Annotated in this window: 14 protein-coding genes and 6 pseudogenes; 2 read left to right on the forward strand and 18 right to left on the reverse strand. The window is 46.2% G+C overall.

All coding sequences use genetic code 11. From position 1 onward, the window contains the following. Positions 1-106: 106 nt before the first annotated feature. The 14 genes and pseudogenes from ACYF68_RS12590 to ACYF68_RS12655 form a co-directional block, all read right to left on the reverse strand. Positions 107-1021 carry a DUF4097 family beta strand repeat-containing protein gene (locus ACYF68_RS12590; protein WP_461047240.1) on the reverse strand — a complete coding sequence of 305 codons (915 nt, stop codon included), beginning with the start codon at positions 1019-1021 and terminating at the stop codon, positions 107-109. Then, positions 1018-1257, reverse strand: coding sequence for an SHOCT-like domain-containing protein (locus tag ACYF68_RS12595; RefSeq protein ID WP_461047242.1), 240 nt, complete (start codon positions 1255-1257; stop codon positions 1018-1020). The genes ACYF68_RS12590 and ACYF68_RS12595 overlap by 4 nt, the downstream gene beginning before the upstream one ends. Before the next feature lies 1 nt (position 1258). Beyond that, a pseudogene (gene uvrA / locus ACYF68_RS12600) lies at positions 1259-4097 on the reverse strand (excinuclease ABC subunit UvrA). Between the two features lie 4 nt (positions 4098-4101). Beyond that, positions 4102-6079 (reverse strand): annotated as a pseudogene (uvrB, locus tag ACYF68_RS12605) (excinuclease ABC subunit UvrB). A gap of 78 nt (positions 6080-6157) precedes the next feature. Continuing rightward, positions 6158-6394, reverse strand: coding sequence for a DUF2198 family protein (locus tag ACYF68_RS12610; protein WP_461047244.1), 237 nt, complete (start codon positions 6392-6394; stop codon positions 6158-6160). A 3-nt stretch (positions 6395-6397) separates the two neighbouring features. Beyond that, positions 6398-7036: a YfbR-like 5'-deoxynucleotidase gene (locus tag ACYF68_RS12615; RefSeq protein WP_461047246.1), complete on the reverse strand. Its 639-nt coding sequence runs from the start codon at positions 7034-7036 to the stop codon at positions 6398-6400. 2 nt (positions 7037-7038) lie between these two features. Beyond that, positions 7039-7623 carry a TlpA disulfide reductase family protein gene (locus tag ACYF68_RS12620; RefSeq protein ID WP_461047248.1) on the reverse strand — a complete coding sequence of 195 codons (585 nt, stop codon included), beginning with the start codon at positions 7621-7623 and terminating at the stop codon, positions 7039-7041. Positions 7624-7749: 126 nt separating this feature from the next. Continuing rightward, the gene (locus ACYF68_RS12625) at positions 7750-8913 is read right to left on the reverse strand and encodes a LysM peptidoglycan-binding domain-containing protein (protein ID WP_461047250.1); all 1164 of its coding nucleotides are present in this window, start codon (positions 8911-8913) and stop codon (positions 7750-7752) included. Between the two features lie 292 nt (positions 8914-9205). Continuing rightward, positions 9206-10616 (reverse strand): annotated as a pseudogene (locus ACYF68_RS12630) (IS3 family transposase). Between the two features lie 146 nt (positions 10617-10762). After that, complete coding sequence (locus ACYF68_RS12635; protein WP_461047252.1) at positions 10763-11149, reverse strand: c-type cytochrome; 387 nt, start codon at positions 11147-11149, stop codon at positions 10763-10765. A gap of 121 nt (positions 11150-11270) precedes the next feature. Continuing rightward, positions 11271-12379: pseudogene (gene prfB / locus ACYF68_RS12640) on the reverse strand (peptide chain release factor 2). Positions 12380-12396: 17 nt separating this feature from the next. Beyond that, positions 12397-14913 (reverse strand): annotated as a pseudogene (gene secA / locus ACYF68_RS12645) (preprotein translocase subunit SecA). A gap of 152 nt (positions 14914-15065) precedes the next feature. After that, complete coding sequence (gene hpf, locus ACYF68_RS12650) at positions 15066-15620, reverse strand: ribosome hibernation-promoting factor, HPF/YfiA family (RefSeq protein WP_380570004.1); 555 nt, start codon at positions 15618-15620, stop codon at positions 15066-15068. A gap of 55 nt (positions 15621-15675) precedes the next feature. Continuing rightward, complete coding sequence (locus ACYF68_RS12655) at positions 15676-16065, reverse strand: ComF family protein (RefSeq protein ID WP_461047254.1); 390 nt, start codon at positions 16063-16065, stop codon at positions 15676-15678. Positions 16066-16077: 12 nt separating this feature from the next. Here ACYF68_RS12655 and ACYF68_RS12660 point away from each other — a divergent pair, with 12 nt between their 5' ends. Then, a complete protein-coding gene (locus tag ACYF68_RS12660; RefSeq protein WP_461047256.1) occupies positions 16078-16266 on the forward strand; it encodes a hypothetical protein in 189 nt (62 codons plus the stop codon). Positions 16267-16337: 71 nt separating this feature from the next. Here the strand turns inward: ACYF68_RS12660 and ACYF68_RS12665 are convergent, their stop codons facing one another. The 4 genes and pseudogenes from ACYF68_RS12665 to ACYF68_RS12680 all read right to left on the reverse strand — a co-directional run bounded on the left by ACYF68_RS12665 (position 16338) and on the right by ACYF68_RS12680 (position 18514). Then, positions 16338-16553: a hypothetical protein gene (locus tag ACYF68_RS12665; protein WP_461047258.1), complete on the reverse strand. Its 216-nt coding sequence runs from the start codon at positions 16551-16553 to the stop codon at positions 16338-16340. After that, positions 16538-16915, reverse strand: coding sequence for a hypothetical protein (locus tag ACYF68_RS12670; RefSeq protein WP_461047260.1), 378 nt, complete (start codon positions 16913-16915; stop codon positions 16538-16540). The genes ACYF68_RS12665 and ACYF68_RS12670 overlap by 16 nt, the downstream gene beginning before the upstream one ends. Then, on the reverse strand, positions 16888-17406 hold the full coding sequence (locus ACYF68_RS12675) for a DEAD/DEAH box helicase family protein (protein ID WP_461047262.1): 519 nt from the start codon (positions 17404-17406) through the stop codon (positions 16888-16890). The genes ACYF68_RS12670 and ACYF68_RS12675 overlap by 28 nt, the downstream gene beginning before the upstream one ends. A 236-nt stretch (positions 17407-17642) precedes the next feature. After that, positions 17643-18514 (reverse strand): annotated as a pseudogene (locus ACYF68_RS12680) (DegV family protein). A 98-nt stretch (positions 18515-18612) separates the two neighbouring features. Between ACYF68_RS12680 and ACYF68_RS12685 the strand changes: the two are divergent. Then, a complete protein-coding gene (locus tag ACYF68_RS12685; RefSeq protein ID WP_461047263.1) occupies positions 18613-19245 on the forward strand; it encodes a YigZ family protein in 633 nt (210 codons plus the stop codon). Positions 19246-19564 lie beyond the last annotated feature (319 nt).

The raw sequence follows: 19564 nt of genomic DNA on the forward strand, positions 1-19564 counted from the left end.
CGAGCTGCCCTTTTCAATGAAACGGAACTTGATTACATGGGGCAATTTTTCAACTATATACAAAAACACACTATAGCCCGGCAATTGCTGGACTATAGTGTGTTCTTTAACTGCGGTGCAGTGTAACACTGCCAAATTTGGTTCCCACTTCAAGAAGCAGTGCTTCTTCTTCCGTATCATTGAGGAGCATCAATTCCTTGAACCCGATATCCTGCGATTTCATGAATCTGACATTCAGGTCCGGAGGATAATTGATCTGCCCGATGACGGTGCTCAAGCGTCCTTCCACAGCGCGTGCGTGCGGGATGTTTATGTTGATGCTGCCCATGTTGGCATTGACTGTGGCTGACTCGGTCCCTGGCTCCAAGGAAACATTCACTGAGCCATTTGAAGATATTGTAATATCTTTTGCATTCAACTTATCGGTATTGATTGTCCCAAGCATGGAAATCATCTCTATCGATCCATGGGAACCTGCTTTAACGGTTATATCGCCCCTTGAGGTTCTGATGAATGCATTGCTGCTCACTGCATCTTCGATGGAGACATTGCCATTCAAAAGATCGATTGTGAGATCATTGAAGGATTGGGATTCAATCTGAACATTGCCGTTAGACCCTGAGATTATCAGGCGTCTGAGCGTTTCCCGATTCACCTGTAGTTCAATATTCACCCGGGCTGTACGGATGTCTGAGACGATGAGCAGTTCTTCATTCTTGACTTCACAGATGATGTCCTGGAAATAATTACGTTGCTTATCAAGTTTTCTATAGAAAGGAGTGACTTCAAATCTCGCTGTAGTGGAGCCATCTGTTGGCACAACCTTGATATTGCCGTTCGCAATATCGATTGATACATTCGAATAGTCGTCCTCGACCGTTTCGATGAGACGATTTTTTGAACCTTGTGTAAACATTGCATCAATGGAACTGTTTTTGACACTGTCGAATGCCTTCTCGAAAGTGCGGTAGACTTGTGCAGTCTGCTTCTGCCCTTCCATTTTGTTTTTGACTTGATTCAATGCTTCATTGGCCTTTTCTGATTTACATACTTCTGAAATTCATCCATGAATTGGTTGAGGATATCCTTCGATCCATTTTTAGTCGAGCGGTTTCGATTGGCCCCATCTTCTTTTGTGTCCTGTACCGGATCATCCTGTTTCTCTTTGGATTCTATAGCTTCCATTAAACGGATTGCTTCTTCTGACGTGATTTTTCCTTCTTCCAACATTTTCAGAATGCGGTCTTTGTTATCCATTTCAATCCCCCTGATGGTTTCTGTCCAACCATTTTTTTAGGTGCTGTCCCGTATAGCTTTTCGGTTCTGCCATTACGTCCTGGATTGAGCCGCTGACTACGATGGTGCCTCCCCCATCGCCGCCTTCCGGGCCAAGGTCGATGACATGATCGGCCACTTTTATGACATCGAGGTTATGTTCGATGACAATGACGGTATCCCCATTATTGACAAGACGCTGGATCACGGTGATCAATTTGCCTATATCCTCCGAATGAAGGCCAGTAGTGGGCTCATCCAATATATACAGCGTTTTTCCCTCAGATCGTCTGTGCAGTTCGGAAGCGAGTTTGACCCGTTGCGCCTCCCCGCCCGACAATGTCGTAGCAGGCTGACCCAATCGTACATAGCCAAGCCCCACATCAAGCAATGTTTTCATCCTGCGTTTGATCTTCGGGATATTTTCGAAGAAATAATAAGCTTCTTCCACTGTCATCTGCAGGACATCTGCGATGCTCTTATCTTTATATTTAACTTCCAGCGTCTCTCTATTATAACGCTTTCCATCGCATACTTCACATGGTACGAATACATCGGGCAGAAAATGCATTTCTATTTTGATGATGCCGTCACCTTTACAGGCTTCACACCTTCCACCTTTGACGTTGAAGCTGAACCGTCCTTTTTGGTACCCTCGCACTTTTGCTTCGTTCGTCTGGGCGAAGACATCCCTGATTGTGTCGAATACACCTGTATAGGTTGCAGGGTTACTGCGAGGTGTACGGCCAATCGGGGACTGGTCGATATCGATTATCTTCTCGATGTTTTCTGCGCCTCTTATCTCTTTATGGTCCCCGGGTATCTGTTTTGATTTATACAACTGAGTATGAAGTCCTTTATAGAGGATTTCATTGATCAGAGTACTTTTGCCCGACCCCGAGACTCCTGTGACCACATTCAAAACTGACAGCGGAACTTTTACGTTGAGATTCTTTAAATTGTTCTCTTTGCCTCCGCGTACCTCCAGCACCTTTTTCATGTCAGGTTTGCGGTATACATCCGGTAATGGAATCTCTCTCTTGCCGCTCAAATATTGACCAGTAATCGAGCTGTCGTCCTCCATCACTTCTTCCGGGGTGCCTTGAGCCATTATACGGCCCCCGTGCTCTCCTGCTCCAGGGCCAATGTCAATGAGGTGGTCACTTGCAAGCATAGTATCTTCATCATGCTCCACCACAATCAGAGTATTGCCGAGGTCGCGCATGTCCTTGAGGGTGTTGATCAGGCGATCATTATCCCTTTGGTGAAGTCCAATCGAAGGCTCATCAAGTATATACAGTACTCCACTGAGTCTTGATCCAATCTGTGTCGCAAGACGTATGCGCTGCGCTTCACCCCCGGAGAGTGTACCACTCCGCCTATTCAGAGTTAGATAGTCCAGGCCGACATTATGAAGGAATGACAAGCGCTCATACACTTCTTTAAGGATCGGTGCCGCAATTTTTTTGTTTTGTTCAGACAGGGAGAGTCCATCAAAGAAATCTATCGCTTCTTTGACCGGTTGATCCACAGCCTGGCCTATGTGCCGCCCTTCTATTTTTACAGCAAGGGCTTCTGCATTCAGTCGGTATCCCTCACATGTCTTACACGTGATTTCCCTCATATATCTGCTCATTACATCCCTTGTGTAATCAGATGGGCTTTCCTTGTAGCGCCGTTCGATATTATTTATGATTCCTTCATAAGGCATCTTGCGGTTGCGGACTATACCGTTGCTTTGGGTGAACCTGTAGTTGACCACTTCGCCTTTAGATCCATGCAGTATCAGGTCCTTTTCTTTCTTCTTGAGATCTTTAAAGGGGACATCCATATCTATACCAAAATGCTCGCAAGTCTGTCTGAGCAACGTTGGATAATAGTCGGAGCTGATTGGTTGCCATGGGAGAAGTGCCCCCTCCTTTAATGTTAGGCTTGCATCAGGAATGACGAGTCGTTCATCCACTGCCATTTTCATGCCCAGGCCATCACAGTCCGGACACGCTCCGTACGGGGCGTTGAAGGAGAACAGTCTAGGTTCCATTTCAGATATGGTGAAACCACATATTGGACAGGAGAAATGTTCGGAAAAATGCATGTCTTCCCCATCTATGACATTGACGGTAATGTTCCCTCCCCTTTTCCAGTGCAGTCTGCATCGAATCGCTCAAGCGCGCTTCAATGCCTTCGCGGATGGCAAGCCGGTCGACGACCACGTCCACATCATGCTTTTTGTTTTTTGAGAGTTCCGGTACGGATTCGATGTCATACATTTCCCCATCTACAATGACCCGGGCATACCCTTCTCTAGCCAAATCTTCAAATATCTTTTCATGCAACCCTTTACGCCCCTTTATGACAGGGGCAAAAAGCTGTACTTTAGTCCTTTCCGGCAGCTCCATGACCCGGTCGACCATCTCTTGAACGGTCTGGGACGTGATTTCGACGCCATGGATTGGACAGAACGGGGTGCCTGCCCTTGCATAAAGCAGTCTGAGGTAATCATATATCTCAGTAATCGTAGATACGGTTGACCTTGGATTGTTGCTTGTCGTTTTCTGATCGATGGAAATCGCAGGTGACAATCCTTCTATCGAATCTACGTCTGGCTTCTCCATCTGTCCCAGGAATTGCCTGGCATAGGAACTCAACGATTCCACGTAGCGTCGTTGGCCCTCAGCATAGATGGTGTCGAACGCTAAGGAGGACTTCCCGGAACCGGATAGTCCGGTCATGACCACCAGGCTGTCCCTTGGGATGTCGACATCGATGCCTTTTAAGTTATGCTGTCTTGCACCCCTTACACTGATATACTTGTTCTTCAAAATATCACCCTTCTGCTTTCAATTCGAATAGTGCGTCCCTGAGTTCTGAAGCGGTTTCGAAATCGAGATCCTTGGCAGCCTGTTTCATATCTTCTTCAAGCTGAGCCATCAATTTCTCTTTGTCCTTTTTCGTCATCTTGGTCTTCGTACGCTTATCCGATCCGTCACTTCTGCTTTCTTTCTTAACTTCCACTTCCGCACTGATCGAATCTCGTACTTCTTTCTGTATAGTCTGAGGTGTAATGCCGTGTTGTTTGTTATATTCAATTTGAATTTCGCGTCGTCTTGCGGTCTCTTCGATGGCGTAGTTCATCGAATCGGTCATTTTATCCCCATATAGGATGACGTGTCCTTCACTGTTACGGGCTGCACGACCGATGGTCTGGACAAGTGACCGACTTGAACGCAGGAACCCTTCCTTGTCGGCATCCAATATTGCGACGAGCGAAACTTCAGGAATATCCAGACCTTCCCGGAGTAGGTTGATTCCAACCAGTACATCGTGGACGCCCATCCTGAGTTCCCTGATTATTTCAATGCGTTCAAGCGTCTTGACTTCGGAATGCAGATATTGAACCTTTATTCCGGATTCTTTTAGATAGGCAGTCAAATCTTCTGACATTTTCTTAGTCAGTGTTGTGATCAGGACACGTTCATTCTTCTCGGTCCGGGTCACAATCTCCTCAAGCAGGTCATCAATCTGGTGTTCCGTCGGTCGGACATCGATAGTAGGGTCCAGCAATCCAGTCGGCCTTATGATTTGCTCGACCATCTTCTCAGTATGCTCCATTTCGTATGGTCCAGGTGTTGCTGAGACATAAAGCAACTGCTGGGTTTTCGCCTCAAATTCTTCAAATTTCAAAGGCCTGTTGTCGAGTGCACTCGGTAATCTGAATCCATGGTCCACTAAAACTTTCTTTCTTGCCTGGTCTCCGTTATACATACCCCTTATCTGCGGTACGCTGACGTGGGACTCATCTATCATGACTAGAAAATCATCGAAATAATCGAGCAGTGTGTATGGGGTCGAACCCATGGGCGCAGTGTCAGATGGACAGAATAGTTTTCTATCCCTGAGCAGAAGCCCATTTCCCGCATCATTTCCAAGTCATAGTTTGTCCGCTGTTCGAGTCGTTGTGCCTCAAGCAGCTTGTTATCATCACGCAAAATCTTAAGTTGCTCTTCAAGCTCTTTTTCTATGCGGCCGATGGCCACTTTCATCTTTTCCTCGCGCGTGACGAAGTGAGAGGCGGGAAAGATTGCGATATGCTCGCGCTCCGCCAATACTTCACCAGTCAGATAGTCCACTTCCCTGATGCGGTCTATTTCATCGCCAAAGAATTCAACGCGCACGCATTGCTCATCCCGTGAAGCTGGGAATACTTCGACAATGTCTCCCGCACCCTGAAAGTACCCCTTCTGAAATCAATATCATTTCGTGAATACTGGACATCCACGAGCTTACGCAGAAACTCATTACGGTCCATCTGCATTCCAACCCGTGCGCTTACCACCATATCACGGTATTCTTCCGGGTTACCGAGACCGTAGATGCAGCTGACAGATGAAATGATGATCACATCGTCGCGCTCAAACAACGCACTCGTTGCAGAGTGCCGCAATTTATCTATTTCATCATTAATCTGTGCATCCTTCTCTATGAAGGTATCCGTTTGAGGCACATAAGCTTCAGGTTGATAATAATCATAGTAACTCACAAAGTACTCTACCCTGTTATTCGGGAAGAATTCCTTGAATTCGCTGTATAGTTGTCCTGCCAAAGTTTTATTGTGTGCAATTATTAAAGTCGGTTTCCCCACTTTTTCAATCACTTTACTCATGGTATATGTTTTCCCGGTGCCTGTCGCACCGAGTAGTGTCTGATGTCTATTTCCGGACTTGATCTGTTCTGTAATCTCTTCTATCGCCTTTGGCTGATCGCCGGCAGGCTCAAATTTGGAGACCACTTCGAATTTGGCCATTCATTCTTCCCCATTAATATGTTCGTAGACTATTTTACAAAATAAAAATAGAAAAGACAAACATTTGTTCGGTGTTGGCTAATCGTCTTCCACTTTATCGACTTGGTAAACTTCCACTAGCATGTACCCTAAGACTATCGACAGCGAGTCAATGAATATCACCCATTCAGAATGATAGAAACCACGATAGATGGAGACTCCGAAGATTATGAAGGTCAGGAATACTGCGACGAACTTGTTGCGTGTCAACCTTGAAAAAATCACCACTGTAAGAGCCGGGACCACCATCCCCATCATGTACCAGTAAAGGGACATTCATCAGAGCTCCTTTTCCATTATGGCTTCAGTAATATCCATCAGTTCAGTTTTCGGTATGAATCTCTCCCGCAACATATCCGGAAGTATGTTCTCAAGGAAGTCGGTTACACATTCCAGATGGGAATACTTTCTGATGGTCAGTAGAGACATTTCGTAGATTTCAAAAAATAGAGGCTCGGGATTACGTTTTTGTATTTCACCGAAAGATTCGTATAACAAGTCGATCTTATCCGCTACGGCCAATATCTCACCTTCAACCGTACCATCCTTGCCCTCTTTGAAACGCCTTAAATAGGTTTCCTGATACTCGACTGGAAATTCTTCCAGCACAAACCGCTTAGTCATGCTCTCTTCAACTTCTTTGAACAGCACATTGAGTTCATCAGAGGCATATTTGACAGGTGTTTTGATGTCACCTGTGAATATTTCCGGATAATCATGGTTCAATGCCTTCTCATAAAGGCTTTTCCAGTCAATATCCATTCCATTATGTTCTTCTACAGTGCCTAGGTACTGGGCGATTTTAGTTACTTTAAAAGAATGGGCTGCCACATTATGGTCCTGATATTTAAATTTTCCGGGACACCTCACGAGTTTTTCCAGATCATTTAGACTTTTAAAGTATTGGTGGACTCCCATAATTATTCCTCCTTGACGTAGTTGATGTAATCTTGAAGCAGTTTACGCTCGACCTCTCCGACATATGCTCTGATTATTTCCCCTTCAGAATCCACGAAAAATGTTGTAGGCATCAGATGGATATTGAAGGTCTGGAGGGCAGAATTTTCATCCGAAAACTCATAGACTGGATAGGAGACTTTGAATTCTTCCAGGAACTTATCTCTATTGGATGCCTTATCGTCTACATTTATTCCAATGATGTCAACGGCTTGATCCTTATGCGCCTGATGGAATTCATTCAATTCAGGTGTCTCGCGACGGCACGGGTCACACCATGAGGCAAAAAAGTTGATGACAGTCACTTCATTATCTTTTATGATCGCCTTCATTTTTTCCTCGTCATTCCGTACACCCTCCATTTTCTCATCGATGATGTTCATGCCAACTGCATGATGGTTGTCCTTACCTTCCGACTCTTGGAGTGTTTTTAAAGATTGTTCTTTCAAGCCCTCTTCCGACATGTTGATGACAGCGGTGACGCCTGCCCCAACTGTCAAAAAGAATAAGCCCAATATGATTATGATGACGATGTTTTTAAGTTTCATATTTCAACAAACCTTATTATTTATTTAGATTAGTTTAACATAACTTATAGAGACTTACATTTAATAGAGCGTGCTGAAGTGCATGAAAAAAGGCCAGGACCGAGTCCTGACCTACCATTATATGGATTAATATCTGAAGTATCCATCGATTGAACCGTGCACATAACTCACAGCACGCTGTCCTACACCTTCAGATGGATTCAATGCGTCTACCATTTGGCCATTGCCGATGTAGATACCGACGTGTGAACCGCCATTGAAGAATACAAGATCTCCTGGTTGAGGGTTGGATACTTGTGTACCTGCTGCCATTTGACCTGCGGCAGTTCTTGGAAGGTTAACACCTTTAAATGCTTTCATGAACTGTTGGGAAAGGGCTGAACAATCTACTGCTGTAGAAGTATTAGCACCATATACATAGCTCTTGCCTGCTGCTACCGAATGTGCTACAGAGGCTGCATTGCCACCCACATTTGATACTTGCTGGCTTTGAGCCTTTTCAGTTTCCTGCTTTTGTGCTTTTGCTTGTTCTGCTTCCCTTTGTTCAATTCTTTGCTGACGTTCTGCCTCAGCTTGTTCCGCTGCACGATCATTGTTCTGTTGTGCCGCCGGTGCAGAAGGCTGCTCTACTGTTGTCTCTTCTACTTCAGCCTGCTCTGCCGCACGCTGTTCCGCTGCTGCCTGTTCTGCTTCAGCTTGCTCGGCTGCACGCTGTTCCGCTGCCGCTTGTTCTGCTTCAGCTTGCTCGGCTGCACGATCCGCTTCAGTCTGCTCAACTGCAGAAGATGTTTGATTTTCAACGGTTTCTTCTACTGCTGGTGCTGTCTCGACAACTTCACTCTGTTCTTCTACAACAGGTGTATCTTCAACAACTTCACTCTGCTCTTCTACAGCAGGTGCAGCATTACCGGAGACGATCAATGTTTTACCTGCAAAGATAAGATCGGAAGATAGGTTGTTCCATTCCATGATCTGTTGGTACTCGACATTGAATTTCTGTCCTATTTTAAAGAGGGTATCGCCTGGTTGGATGACGTATGTGCCATCGTCAGCCGTCTCGGCTTTTTTAACTTCTTCTTTTCCCTCAAGGCTCAGCTGCTCGCCTTCAATAATAAGGTCGCTAGAGAGTCCATTTACTTCTTTAAGCGCAGAAACTGTTGTTCCATGTTCAGTTGCAAGGCCCCAAAGCGTATCTCCACTCTCTACGGTATAATCTGCTGCAGATATATTGCTGGATGCGACACCTGTGAGTGCAGTGACTGTTGCGACTGATAGTAGCGTCTTTTTCATAAGTAAATAAATCCTCCTATTTTTTGAATATATTGTATGTGTTTATGTTTATATCTATCCCACTCAGGGTAAATTTGTGTTGTGGTTTCATCTTATAATGTTTCTTTGTGACTCCGATGCACACTATAGCACAGAATATCAGCCATTTGTGCCTTTGTAATACACTTGTAATGTAAAAGAAATCACTGAAATACAGCGTAATATAATGTTAGGCATTAAAAGGCCACTGACTGGAATATTGTAGTGACCCAGAAAGTTAAACTTTTAGAGCAGAGAAATCTGCTCTATTTTTTTATGCACTTTTCAACTGGTGCTCCTGCTGCTCCCGGTACTGTATCGGGCTCAGCCAGCCCAGCTTCTCTTTGATCCGTTTTGTATTGTAGTATGTGATGAAGTGGATGATTGCCCGTTTCAATGACTCAAAACTATGGTAGGTGTTGCCATGGTAGATTTCCTGCTTGATGATACTGAAGAAGTTTTCCATCGGTGCATTATCCAGGCAGTTTCCCTTCCGGGACATGCTCTGAAATATGCCCTGGGCTTCAAGTGTCCCCCGATACGCCTGCATCTGGTAGGCCCATCCCTGGTCGGAGTGGAAGGTCTGCCGGTAGGGACAGTCTGTGGATGCTTCGATGGCAGTCGCCAATGCAGACAGGATACCTGCAGCACTCGGCCGCCTTGAGATGTTGAAACTGATGGTTTCACGATTATACAGATCCATGAAGGGATCCAGATACAATTTCTGCTCCACCAGCCTGTCGGAAGCATCCCGTTCATAGTATTTGAATTCAGAGGTGTCGGTGGTGATTTTCTGATGTGCAATTGGTGTGTCAAATCGGCGGTTGATCCGATTCGGAGCGGTCTTTCCGACAGTGCCCCTGTATGAATTGTACTTGCGTGTCCGCCGGGTGTAGCTCTCGACCTGCAGGTGCATGTCGGCCATCAGCCGCTGCACCTTCTTCTTATTGATGCCATGGCCTGCTTTCCTGAGTGCCGCTGTCATCCGGCGGTAGCCATAATCCTTGTGCGTCTCCCGCAGTGTGGTGAGTGCTGGCTTGAGTTCGGCATCCGGATCCGGACGGTCGAAACGCTTCTGCCAGTACATGTAGGTCGCCTTGGGAAAGCCGGTGGCTGAAAGAATATCCTTCAGTCTGTATGTTTCCCGGAGGTCGTGGATGAGTCGTGAGATCTCTTCGTTTGTCGCCGGCTTTTCTGTTCCCGCAACCTCCGCAGTTCCTTTAAAAAATCGTTCTCTATCTCCAGTCGTTTCACCTTGTCCTCGAGTGCCCGGATCCGGTCATCCTCCGGCTGTCCCTCCCGTGGCTGCTTTTGTTCATCAGACATTTGCGATCGCCGCCCCCTCCGTATGGAGAGTCCCGATACACCCGCCTCCCGGTACCGCCCGACCCATCCAGCAATCAATGCCGGATTGTTCATCTCCAGTCGGGCGGCAACATCGGCGTAGGACATCTCCGTATTCAGGTACAACTCTACCGCATTCATTTTAAATTGAACAGGGTAATGCGTGCGCTTGCGGGATCTGTATAGTCCAGCCTCCCCTGGTGGGTGTAGGCATTGACCCATTTCAGGACTGTTTTAGGATCCGGGATATTGTATTTTCTGCTCATATCCGCCAGGCTGTATCTGCCCGTCAGGTAATCATTCACCACTTTCATTTTCAACTCGAAATTGTATTTGGCCATAAAAGTAACCCCGAAAGTTAGATTTTAGGTCTAACTTTCGGGGGTCGGCTCATATTCCAGTCAGTGGCCTTTTACTCATAATTCTATGTTTTCGGTTTTTAAGGCAACATCACTGGACGTCACCTTTTATGTCATAATCGAACAGCTTACTCACCTGTTTGGCTGGACAACCATTTTACCAAGGCATCCATTTCCTCTTCATCTGAAACGAGACCACCAGGCATGCCGTCTCCACCTTCGTCAATTTGTGTACGTATTTCATCTTCAGACATCTTACTGCCTACGTCCGTAAGTGCTGGACCGGATGCGCCTTCAAGATTTTCACCGTGACAGCTCATGCAGTTATTTTGTTCATATGCTTGCTTGGCAAGTTCTGTGTCTCCAGAAGCTGCACTGCTTTCCTCCGTACTACTTTCTTCCTCGGTACTTGCTTCACCAGTCGATTCTTCTGTGGATTCCTCATCTCCAGACCCTCCACAAGCGCCGAGGACAAGAACCAATGCAAAACTCATAAGTAACCAGAATTTTTTCATTACACTGTCTCCTTTACATTATGATATAGACTATATAGGTCTATTACCCATCTACAAGAGTGAGATAAACATTAATTGAATATTTAAAAACGCCCATACTGTAGGGTATGGACGCCGGAACTTAATTTTGATCCATCGTCATGCGCAGGTAGGCATTGATGAAGGGACCAATATCTCCATCCATCACCTTTTCGGTATTGCCCACCTCCATGTTTGTGCGGTGATCCTTTACCATGGAGTATGGGTGGAATACATAGGAGCGAATCTGACTACCCAGCCTATTTCCTTCTGTTCTCCTTTGATGGCATCCATCTCCGCGCGGCGCTCCTCAAGTTCTTTTTGGTAAAGTTTGGACTTGAGCATATTCATCGCCTGTTCCCGGTTTTTGATCTGGGACCGTTCATTTTGACAGGTCACGACGATTCCGGTTGGATGGTGCGTGATTCTGACAGCTGAATCGGATGTATTGACATGCTGTCCCCGGCTCCACTGGAGCGGTACGTATCCACATTGATGTCGTCTGATTTAACTTCAATCTCAATATCCTTATTGTCGAATTGTGGTGTGACTTCGCAAGAAACAAAAGATGTGTGTCTCCGCCCAGATGAATCAAATGGGGATATCCGCACCAGCCTGTGAACCCCTTTTTCAGCTTTTAGCAGCCCATAGCTGTTCAACCCTCTGATGAGTAGTGCCACACTTTTCACCCCGGCTTCGTCCCCTGACTGATAATCGAGCGTCTCGACTTTGAAGCCCTGTTGGTCGGCATACCGTTGATACATCCTAAGCAACATCTCGGCCCAGTCTTGGGACTCGGTGCCCCCTGCGCCGGGATGCAGTTCGAGAATCGCATCCAGTTCATCATGTTCATTGTTCAGAAGCATGTTCAACTCAAATTTGTCGATTTTGGCGCGTACTTGATCAACATTTTCTTCAAGTACCTGATACATTTCCTCATCCTCTTCTTCTTTGAGCAGCTCGTGGGATACTTCCATATCCTCAACGGCTTCCTCGATGGCATGGAACTCATCTACAACTTTCTTCAAATTGTTGTTCTTATCTATGACTTCCTGCGCCTTTTCCTGATTATCCCAAAAACCCGGGTCGGTCATCTGCTCTTCATACTCTTTTATCTGTGTTTCTTTTTCCTCTAAGTCAAAGAGACCCCCTAAAGTCATCTAATTTACCGTGCATCTCCGTAATGAAGTTCCTGATTTCATGAATTTCCATAAATACCCTTCTTTCTCTTATTTACCATGACAATTCTTATATTTTTTTCCTGACCCACAAGGGCATGGGTCATTGCGACCTACCCTCATCTCTTTCTTCACTGGGCCTTTTTTGGCTTTTTCTTTACTGTCCCTGCATGCATTTCATTTTTTGCAATGACTTGTTCACGCTTGATTTCCTCATCAGATTTGACTTCCGTCTTCATGACATATCGTGCTGTATCGTCCTCTATCGCGACAAGCATGTCTTCAAACATCTGCAAGCCCTCATTCTGGTACTCCCTAAGAGGATTGATCTGGCCATATGAGCGCAGATGGATGCCCGTCCTCAGCTGATCCATACTATCTATATGCTCAACCCATTTCTGGTCGATTGTACGCAGCATCATCATACGTTCGAATAGACGCATCTTTTCCGAGCCGAGCTTCTCTTCCTTCGCCGCGAGATCCGTCTGCACTTTTTCCAGGATAAGGGCTGTGATTTCTTCATTTTCACGTCCACGTATTTCATCAACAGTGATTTCTTCTTCCCATAGATACATATCGGCGACAGTCTGGACAAACTGCTGATAATCTATAAGCTCTTCATCTTCCAGAATATAATAGTCTACGGTACGTTCGACGGAGGATTCAATCATCCCCATCAACTGGGCGCGCACATCTTCTTCATCTATTACTTCATTACGTTCTTCATAGATGATTTCTCTCTGACGACGCAGCACATCGTCATACTCAAGCAACTTCTTACGTGCATCGAAGTTGTTGCCTTCTACACGTTTCTGCGCCGATTCGACTGCCCTGGAAATCATTTTGGAAGTCAATTCCTCTTCCGCCATACCCAGTCGCTGCATGGTGTTCTGCATGCGTTCCGACCCGAACCGCTTCATCAGATCATCTTCTAGGGATAAGTAGAATGTGCTGACTCCAACGTCCCCCTGACGGCCTGCCCGGCCGCGCAACTGATCGTCGATGCGGCGGGATTCATGTCGCTCTGTTCCTATAACGGCCAGCCCACCTAGTTCAGTCACACCTTCACCGAGCTTGATATCCGTCCCACGTCCGGCCATATTCGTGGCGATGGTTACAGCACCTTTTTTACCTGCATTGGCGATTATTTCAGCTTCTCGTCCATGGTTCTTCGCATTAAGGACATTGTGCCTGACCCCTTTTTACGGAGCATCTCAGATAGGTACTCACTTGTCTCGACAGCGACCGTACCGATCAGGACCGGCTGACCTAATCGATAGCGTTCAACCACTTCTTCTATCACATGCTTGAATTTGAATTCCTTGGTCGAATATATCTTATCGGTGCGGTCGATTCTCGCAAGTGGTTTGTTAGTCGGAATGACCGTTACTTTCATGTTGTATATATTGAGGAATTCTTCTTCTTCCGTCTTGGCTGTACCGGTCATGCCCGAGAGCTTATTGAACTGTCTGAAGAAGTTCTGAAAGTGATCGATGCCATCGTTTTTGATTCGTTTTGGATATCGACGCCTTCTTTAGCTTCGATAGCTTGGTGCAGCCCATCGGAAAATCTGCGCCCTTTCATCTTTCTTCCTGTAAACTGATCGACTATGACGATCTTTTCGTCTTCCACCACATAATCGATATCGTTCTGCATGGAGAAGTGAGCCTTCAACGCCTGATTGATATGGTGCAGAAGGTTAACATGTTTGACATCGTACAGGTTGTCGACTTTAAACCATTTCTCGGCCTTTTCCATACCTTCATCGTTCAATTGGATGTTTTTCGTTTTCACATCATATGTGAAATCTTCATCCTCCTTTAACATCTTAACGAAAGCATTGGCCCTGATATATTGTGTATTCGACTGGTCAGCTTTACCGGAGATGATCAGTGGTGTACGCGCCTCATCGATTAAAATGGAGTCGACTTCATCGATGATCGCATAATTCAGTGTGCGTAGGACACGGTCTTTCTTATATGTCACCATATTATCCCTTAAATAGTCGAATCCAAGTTCATTGTTTGTCGTGTATGTTATATCGGCATTAAAAGCTTCCCTTTTTTCTTCACTGTTTTTGGCATTCATGTTCAATCCTACACTCAACCCGAGGAAATTGTAGAGGACGGACATTTCTTCCATCTGGGTGGCGGAAAGATATTCGTTGACAGTGATTACATGAACCCCTTTGCCGGTCAGTGCATTCAGATATACGGGCATCGTTGCTGTGAGTGTTTTACCTTCACCGGTCTTCATTTCAGCGATATCGCCTTTATGAAGCGTCACGCCCCCCATAATCTGTACTGGATACGGCTCAAGGCCAAGCGTCCGCTTTGAAGCTTCCCTGACTGTTGCAAATGCTTCAGGAAGAATTTCATCAAGCATCTTGTCTTCTTTATCATCTTCAACTTCGGCAAGCCTTGCTTTGAATTCATCCGTCTTCGCCTGCAGTTGGCTGTCCGACAATCTAGCGAATTCTTCTTTATACGCCTCGACTTTCTCTGCGATCTTCTGGAGAGAACGCAACTCCCGTTTATTGCCGTCAAAGACTTTGTCCAAAATACCCATGGATTTCTCTCCTCACTAATTTCACTCTATATTCATTCAATAATAATAGCACTAAATGGGCTAAAAATAAAATGAAGCAATCAAAAAGGATCCCTGGCCGACTATAGCCGGGGGATCCTTTTAACAGGTCTCAAAAAGCATGCAACCACTCTTTAATTGGTTTCGATAAGACCATATTTACCGTCTCTGCGTTTATAGACAATGCTTGTACCATCAGTTTCCCTATCGTTGAAGATGAAGAAATCATGGCCGAGCATATTCATCTGCAACACTGCTTCTTCAGAATCCATCGGTTTAAGCTGGAATTGCTTTGAACGTACTATTTCAGATGTCTCTTCCGCTTCTTCATCACCGTTATCTGCCGCTTCAAGTGTTGCCAGGAAATCCTGCTCCGGATTCTTCTCCCTGAACTTACGGTTGATTTTGGTCTTATGCTTCCTGATTTGCCTCTCCAGCTTGTCGATGATCAGGTCGACGGCTGCATACAGGTCATCATGGCTCTCTTCAGCCCGCAGAGTCAGGTCTTTCATAGGAATTGTGATTTCAACTTTAGCCTTCTTGTTATTATAGGTCTTGATGTTGACATGAGCGTGTGTATTGGGAGCATTGGTGAAGTAACGTTCCAGTTTGCCCACTTTTTCTTCTATGTGGCTTCTGATGGCGTCGGTTACTTCAATGTTCTCTCCTCGAATTTCACATCTTATCATGATGAAACCCCTCCTTGAGTACGTTATTCTTGCTACCTTCATTATATCAGAATGTTCACGCTTTGGAAAACGTTAGCACATCAACTGAGGCTGGGGAAATGGTGTAGAGTTTCTCCAGGGCATGGTGCACCGTCATGCCGGTCGTATATATATCATCGACCAACAGTAGGCGTTGGCCACGTAGTCCACTCCCGTTTAAGAGACTGAAAGGGTTTTCCCCATTGACCCTCTGCACCTTACTCAACTCCAACTGTCTGGCCCTATCGGTCGTGACAAGCGCTTCTTTATAGACTATCCGTTTCTGCTCAAGCACCGTTGCCGTCTGATTGTATCCGCGTTCTCTAAACCGATTTTCAGACAACGGGATGGGGATGACGGCATCGTATCCCTGCAGATCTATATCCAGCAGCTCCGCGAGAACTTCTGACAGTGCGTAATCGCCCATGAATTTATATCTATGGAACAGCATCTTAACCGTTTGATTGTATTCCAAGAGGCAAGTAATCTTGGCGGGTGGCGTGAAACGCCGCTTCAGAAAATCACAATCCATGCATTTATGCCAATCTTCCTCCATCAGGCGGTGGCAGAAATCACAGCGCAGACCGGTACGCCATTCTGTCAGCAGTTCCCGGCAAACGAGGCATAGAGGGCTGGGTTTCTTGAAAAGGGTGATTATATCAGGCTCCTCTTGGATGTTTGAATGACAGTATAGGCAGATCATATCCTGATGCTTCCTGCATTGAAGGATTTGAGCATCTTCTGTGCAGCCGTGATGGAAGAGGTCCTATAGGCAGCCATGAAGCAAATATTACCGATCGGGTCTGTCCATTTCCTCCCGACCCTACCGCACATCTGCACAAGGCTCTCTTTGCTGAATCTTTCTGCATGGATGATGATTACATCCAACCGATCGAACGTCACACCACGTTCCAATATGGTGGTCGTAAAGAGAATATCAGTTTCCCCGCCCGCATACGGGACACTTTACCGTCGCGGTCAGGATCAGCACTATACACTGTCTCGATTGTTGGGAATTCGCGCAGCATCAGCTGATGCATCTTCTTCATCAATGCAATGTCCGGGAAGAACACCATCACCTTCCTCCCGGCATTCAAGACACCTTCCAGTTCTTTTATGCAGACGGCGGGCACCCTGTTCCTGTAGACACCCTTTCTAACGTCGATATACCGTATATTCGGTATGGCGAGCTTATAACCATGATAGCGTTCCGGTAGAATCACCACGTTTTCTTTACCGACCCGCCTGATCAGTTTTCGTGACGGGGTTGCAGACATATAAATGATCGATGCCCCTCCCTGCACGCCCGGCTGATCGATTGCATGAGCAGCGGATCTTCCGGCAAGGGGAAAGCGTCAGTCTCGTCGACGATGACAAAATCAAAATGATCGATATAGTTATAGAGCTGATGGATGGTACATACGACGAAATGATGACCGCGCACCTGTTTGACGCCATCATACATGAGGCTGATGGCACTGCCCGAAAAGGCCCGCCCCAACCGGATGTATACTTCTTTTACCACATCGATCCTCGGGGAGACAAAGGCAACATTCATTCCATTCTGCCTTGCCCGTGAAACAGCCGCAAACGTCATCTCAGTCTTGCCCGCACCAGTCACTGCATATAAAAGCAGATGCTGACGCCCCTCCAAGGCCCCGATGATCCTGTCTGAAGCATACGCCTGCTGCTCCGTCAGTTCAAAATCGAAAATGTACCCGGCACTGTCGCAACGGTCTACGGATGTGCTGCAGTATAATGGTGTCATTGTGTCTGCACGCCCTAGATTCACGCATTTCAAGCAGTAGGATACCTTTCTTTCGTGCAGAGGCGATCGATATGTGTAAAAATACTCACGTCGCCCATTGCCACAGCGATGACACTTTGGAATGGTGATGTCGACACCTTCATTTTTAAAGAGTATTGTACCTGTCCGCTCCAATATCATTTATCCGCTCCCTTTCCCATTAAAAAAAGACGCAGTAAACAAACTGCGCCTTCCCACTAATATTCTGTATCCACCTCAAAAGTGGTATAACCCAAGCCCAACGCACCCTCACCAAGGTGCGTCGCAATGACAGGGCCAAAATAACTCAATCTAAACGTAATATCCGGATACTCCGACTGGAGCTTCTCCATCCAACGCCTGCCCTCTTCTTCAGCGTTGCTGTGGATGACCACAGCAGTCACCGGTTTACCTTTATGCTTTTCCATTTCCTTCGCAAAGATTTCTTCTACGCGTTTTAAAGCCTTCTTTTTAGTCCGTATCTTTTCGAAGGGTACGATCTTCGCATCTTGGAATTCCAGTATCGGCTTGACCTGCAGCAGGCTGCCTATCATTGCTTGGGCGTTCGATAGGCGCCCTCCCTTCTGAAGGTTCGTCAATGTGTCTACTACGAAATAAGCATTCGTATGCTTTTCCGCTTCATGTCCTCCAGCCGATCCATCAGACCATCCAAGGGCATGTCGTCCTTATGCTGAGCCGCATAAAGAGCCATGAAGCCCTGCACATAGCAGGCGATCTCTGTGTCGACGGCATGGACCTTGATCCCATCGACACTCTCTCCGGCTGCCATGGCGTTCTGATAGGTTCCGCTTATCTCACTCGACAGATGCACACTGATGACGTCCGTATATCCCTCACTCCTCAAAGCTTCAAGGAGTAGGATGTAGTCGCCTATCGACGGCTGACTGGTGCCAGGCAGGTCGGCCATCTCGTTCATCTTTTCAAAGAATGCGTCTGCATCTATATCTTCATCTTCCCTATAGGCTGTATCTCCAATGACTACATTAAGAGGGATGGTACGGATATCATACTTCTTTTTAAGCCCTTCGGGCAGATAGGACGTAGAGTCCACAACCACCGCTATTTTCATACTCGCCCCTCCAATTCCCGATTCACACTTGATAACAGTTTACTACATTCCAATCGCTTTCGTCCATGTGTTAATATGTTTTTAAGAGGTGAAAATGGATGGAACAAGAATATATGAACAGAACCGATGAATCTGTTGAAACCGTCATCAATAAATCACGCTTCATCACATACATTGCACGCACTGATACAGAAGAAGCAGCAAAGGCATTCATCGCTTCAATCAAGGCAGAGCATAGGGATGCGACCCATAACTGCAGCGCATACATCATTACAAAGAGTGCAATGATCCAAAAGGCGGATGATGATGGTGAACCTTCAGGCACAGCAGGCGTCCCCATACTGGAAGTGTTGAAAAGAGAAGCTCTTTATAATGTCACGGTTGTAGTCACGCGCTACTTCGGCGGGATAAAATTAGGGGCCGGCGGACTGATACGTGCATACTCCGGAGCTGCAGCCAAAGCAGTTGAGGCAGCAGGCAAAGTGATCGAAATCGATGTAGTGCCATGCAGAGTGACCATGGATTATACCTATACCAGTAGGTTCGAGCACACAATTGCTGATACGGATATTGAAATCAAAGACATTTCATATACCGATAAGGTTGCATACCTACTCCATGTGAAAATTGATGATATGGAGTTTTTCCGCACCCGTCTCAAAGAAATCACAAAAGACACTTCCAACCTGGAAGAGATGGATATCATCCAGGCTGAAAGTGCCGTCAGCTGATTATGGCAGTATGCGGTGGAAAATCTTCTGGCAAAGTTAAGGACCGGCTTCCAGTCGCTGTCCACCAGATTGATCGCCTCAACGATTATCTCGGTTGTGAGGATCAAAAGCAGCGACATGATGATGGCGCCAGGTATCGTAGAAAAATAGAGGATGATGCTCGCACCGGAATAGAGGAGCGCGATGAAATAGATCAACACTACACTTTCAGCATGCGAATACCCAAGATTCTGCAGCCGATGATGGATGTGGCTACGGTCCGCTTTGACCAGGGAGACATTACTGCGATACCTTCTTAACGCAGCGAAGAACATGTCGA

The organism is Salinicoccus sp. CNSTN-B1 (assembly GCF_054792835.1).

Bases quoted from the DNA above. Each gene is read 5' to 3' on its own strand.
- ACYF68_RS12595 (WP_461047242.1), bottom strand. From the start codon at position 1,257: ATGGATAACAAAGACCGCATTCTGAAAATGTTGGAAGAAGGAAAAATC.
- ACYF68_RS12610 (WP_461047244.1), bottom strand. From the start codon at position 6,394: ATGTCCCTTTACTGGTACATGATGGGGATGGTGGTCCCGGCTCTTACA.
- ACYF68_RS12615 (WP_461047246.1), bottom strand. From the start codon at position 7,036: ATGGGAGTCCACCAATACTTTAAAAGTCTAAATGATCTGGAAAAACTC.
- ACYF68_RS12620 (WP_461047248.1), bottom strand. From the start codon at position 7,623: ATGAAACTTAAAAACATCGTCATCATAATCATATTGGGCTTATTCTTT.
- ACYF68_RS12625 (WP_461047250.1), bottom strand. From the start codon at position 8,913: ATGAAAAAGACGCTACTATCAGTCGCAACAGTCACTGCACTCACAGGT.
- ACYF68_RS12635 (WP_461047252.1), bottom strand. From the start codon at position 11,149: ATGAAAAAATTCTGGTTACTTATGAGTTTTGCATTGGTTCTTGTCCTC.
- hpf (WP_380570004.1), bottom strand. From the start codon at position 15,620: ATGATAAGATGTGAAATTCGAGGAGAGAACATTGAAGTAACCGACGCC.
- ACYF68_RS12655 (WP_461047254.1), bottom strand. From the start codon at position 16,065: ATGGGCGATTACGCACTGTCAGAAGTTCTCGCGGAGCTGCTGGATATA.
- ACYF68_RS12660 (WP_461047256.1), top strand. From the start codon at position 16,078: ATGGAACAGCATCTTAACCGTTTGATTGTATTCCAAGAGGCAAGTAAT.
- ACYF68_RS12670 (WP_461047260.1), bottom strand. From the start codon at position 16,915: ATGTCTGCAACCCCGTCACGAAAACTGATCAGGCGGGTCGGTAAAGAA.
- ACYF68_RS12675 (WP_461047262.1), bottom strand. From the start codon at position 17,406: ATGACACCATTATACTGCAGCACATCCGTAGACCGTTGCGACAGTGCC.
- ACYF68_RS12685 (WP_461047263.1), top strand. From the start codon at position 18,613: ATGGAACAAGAATATATGAACAGAACCGATGAATCTGTTGAAACCGTC.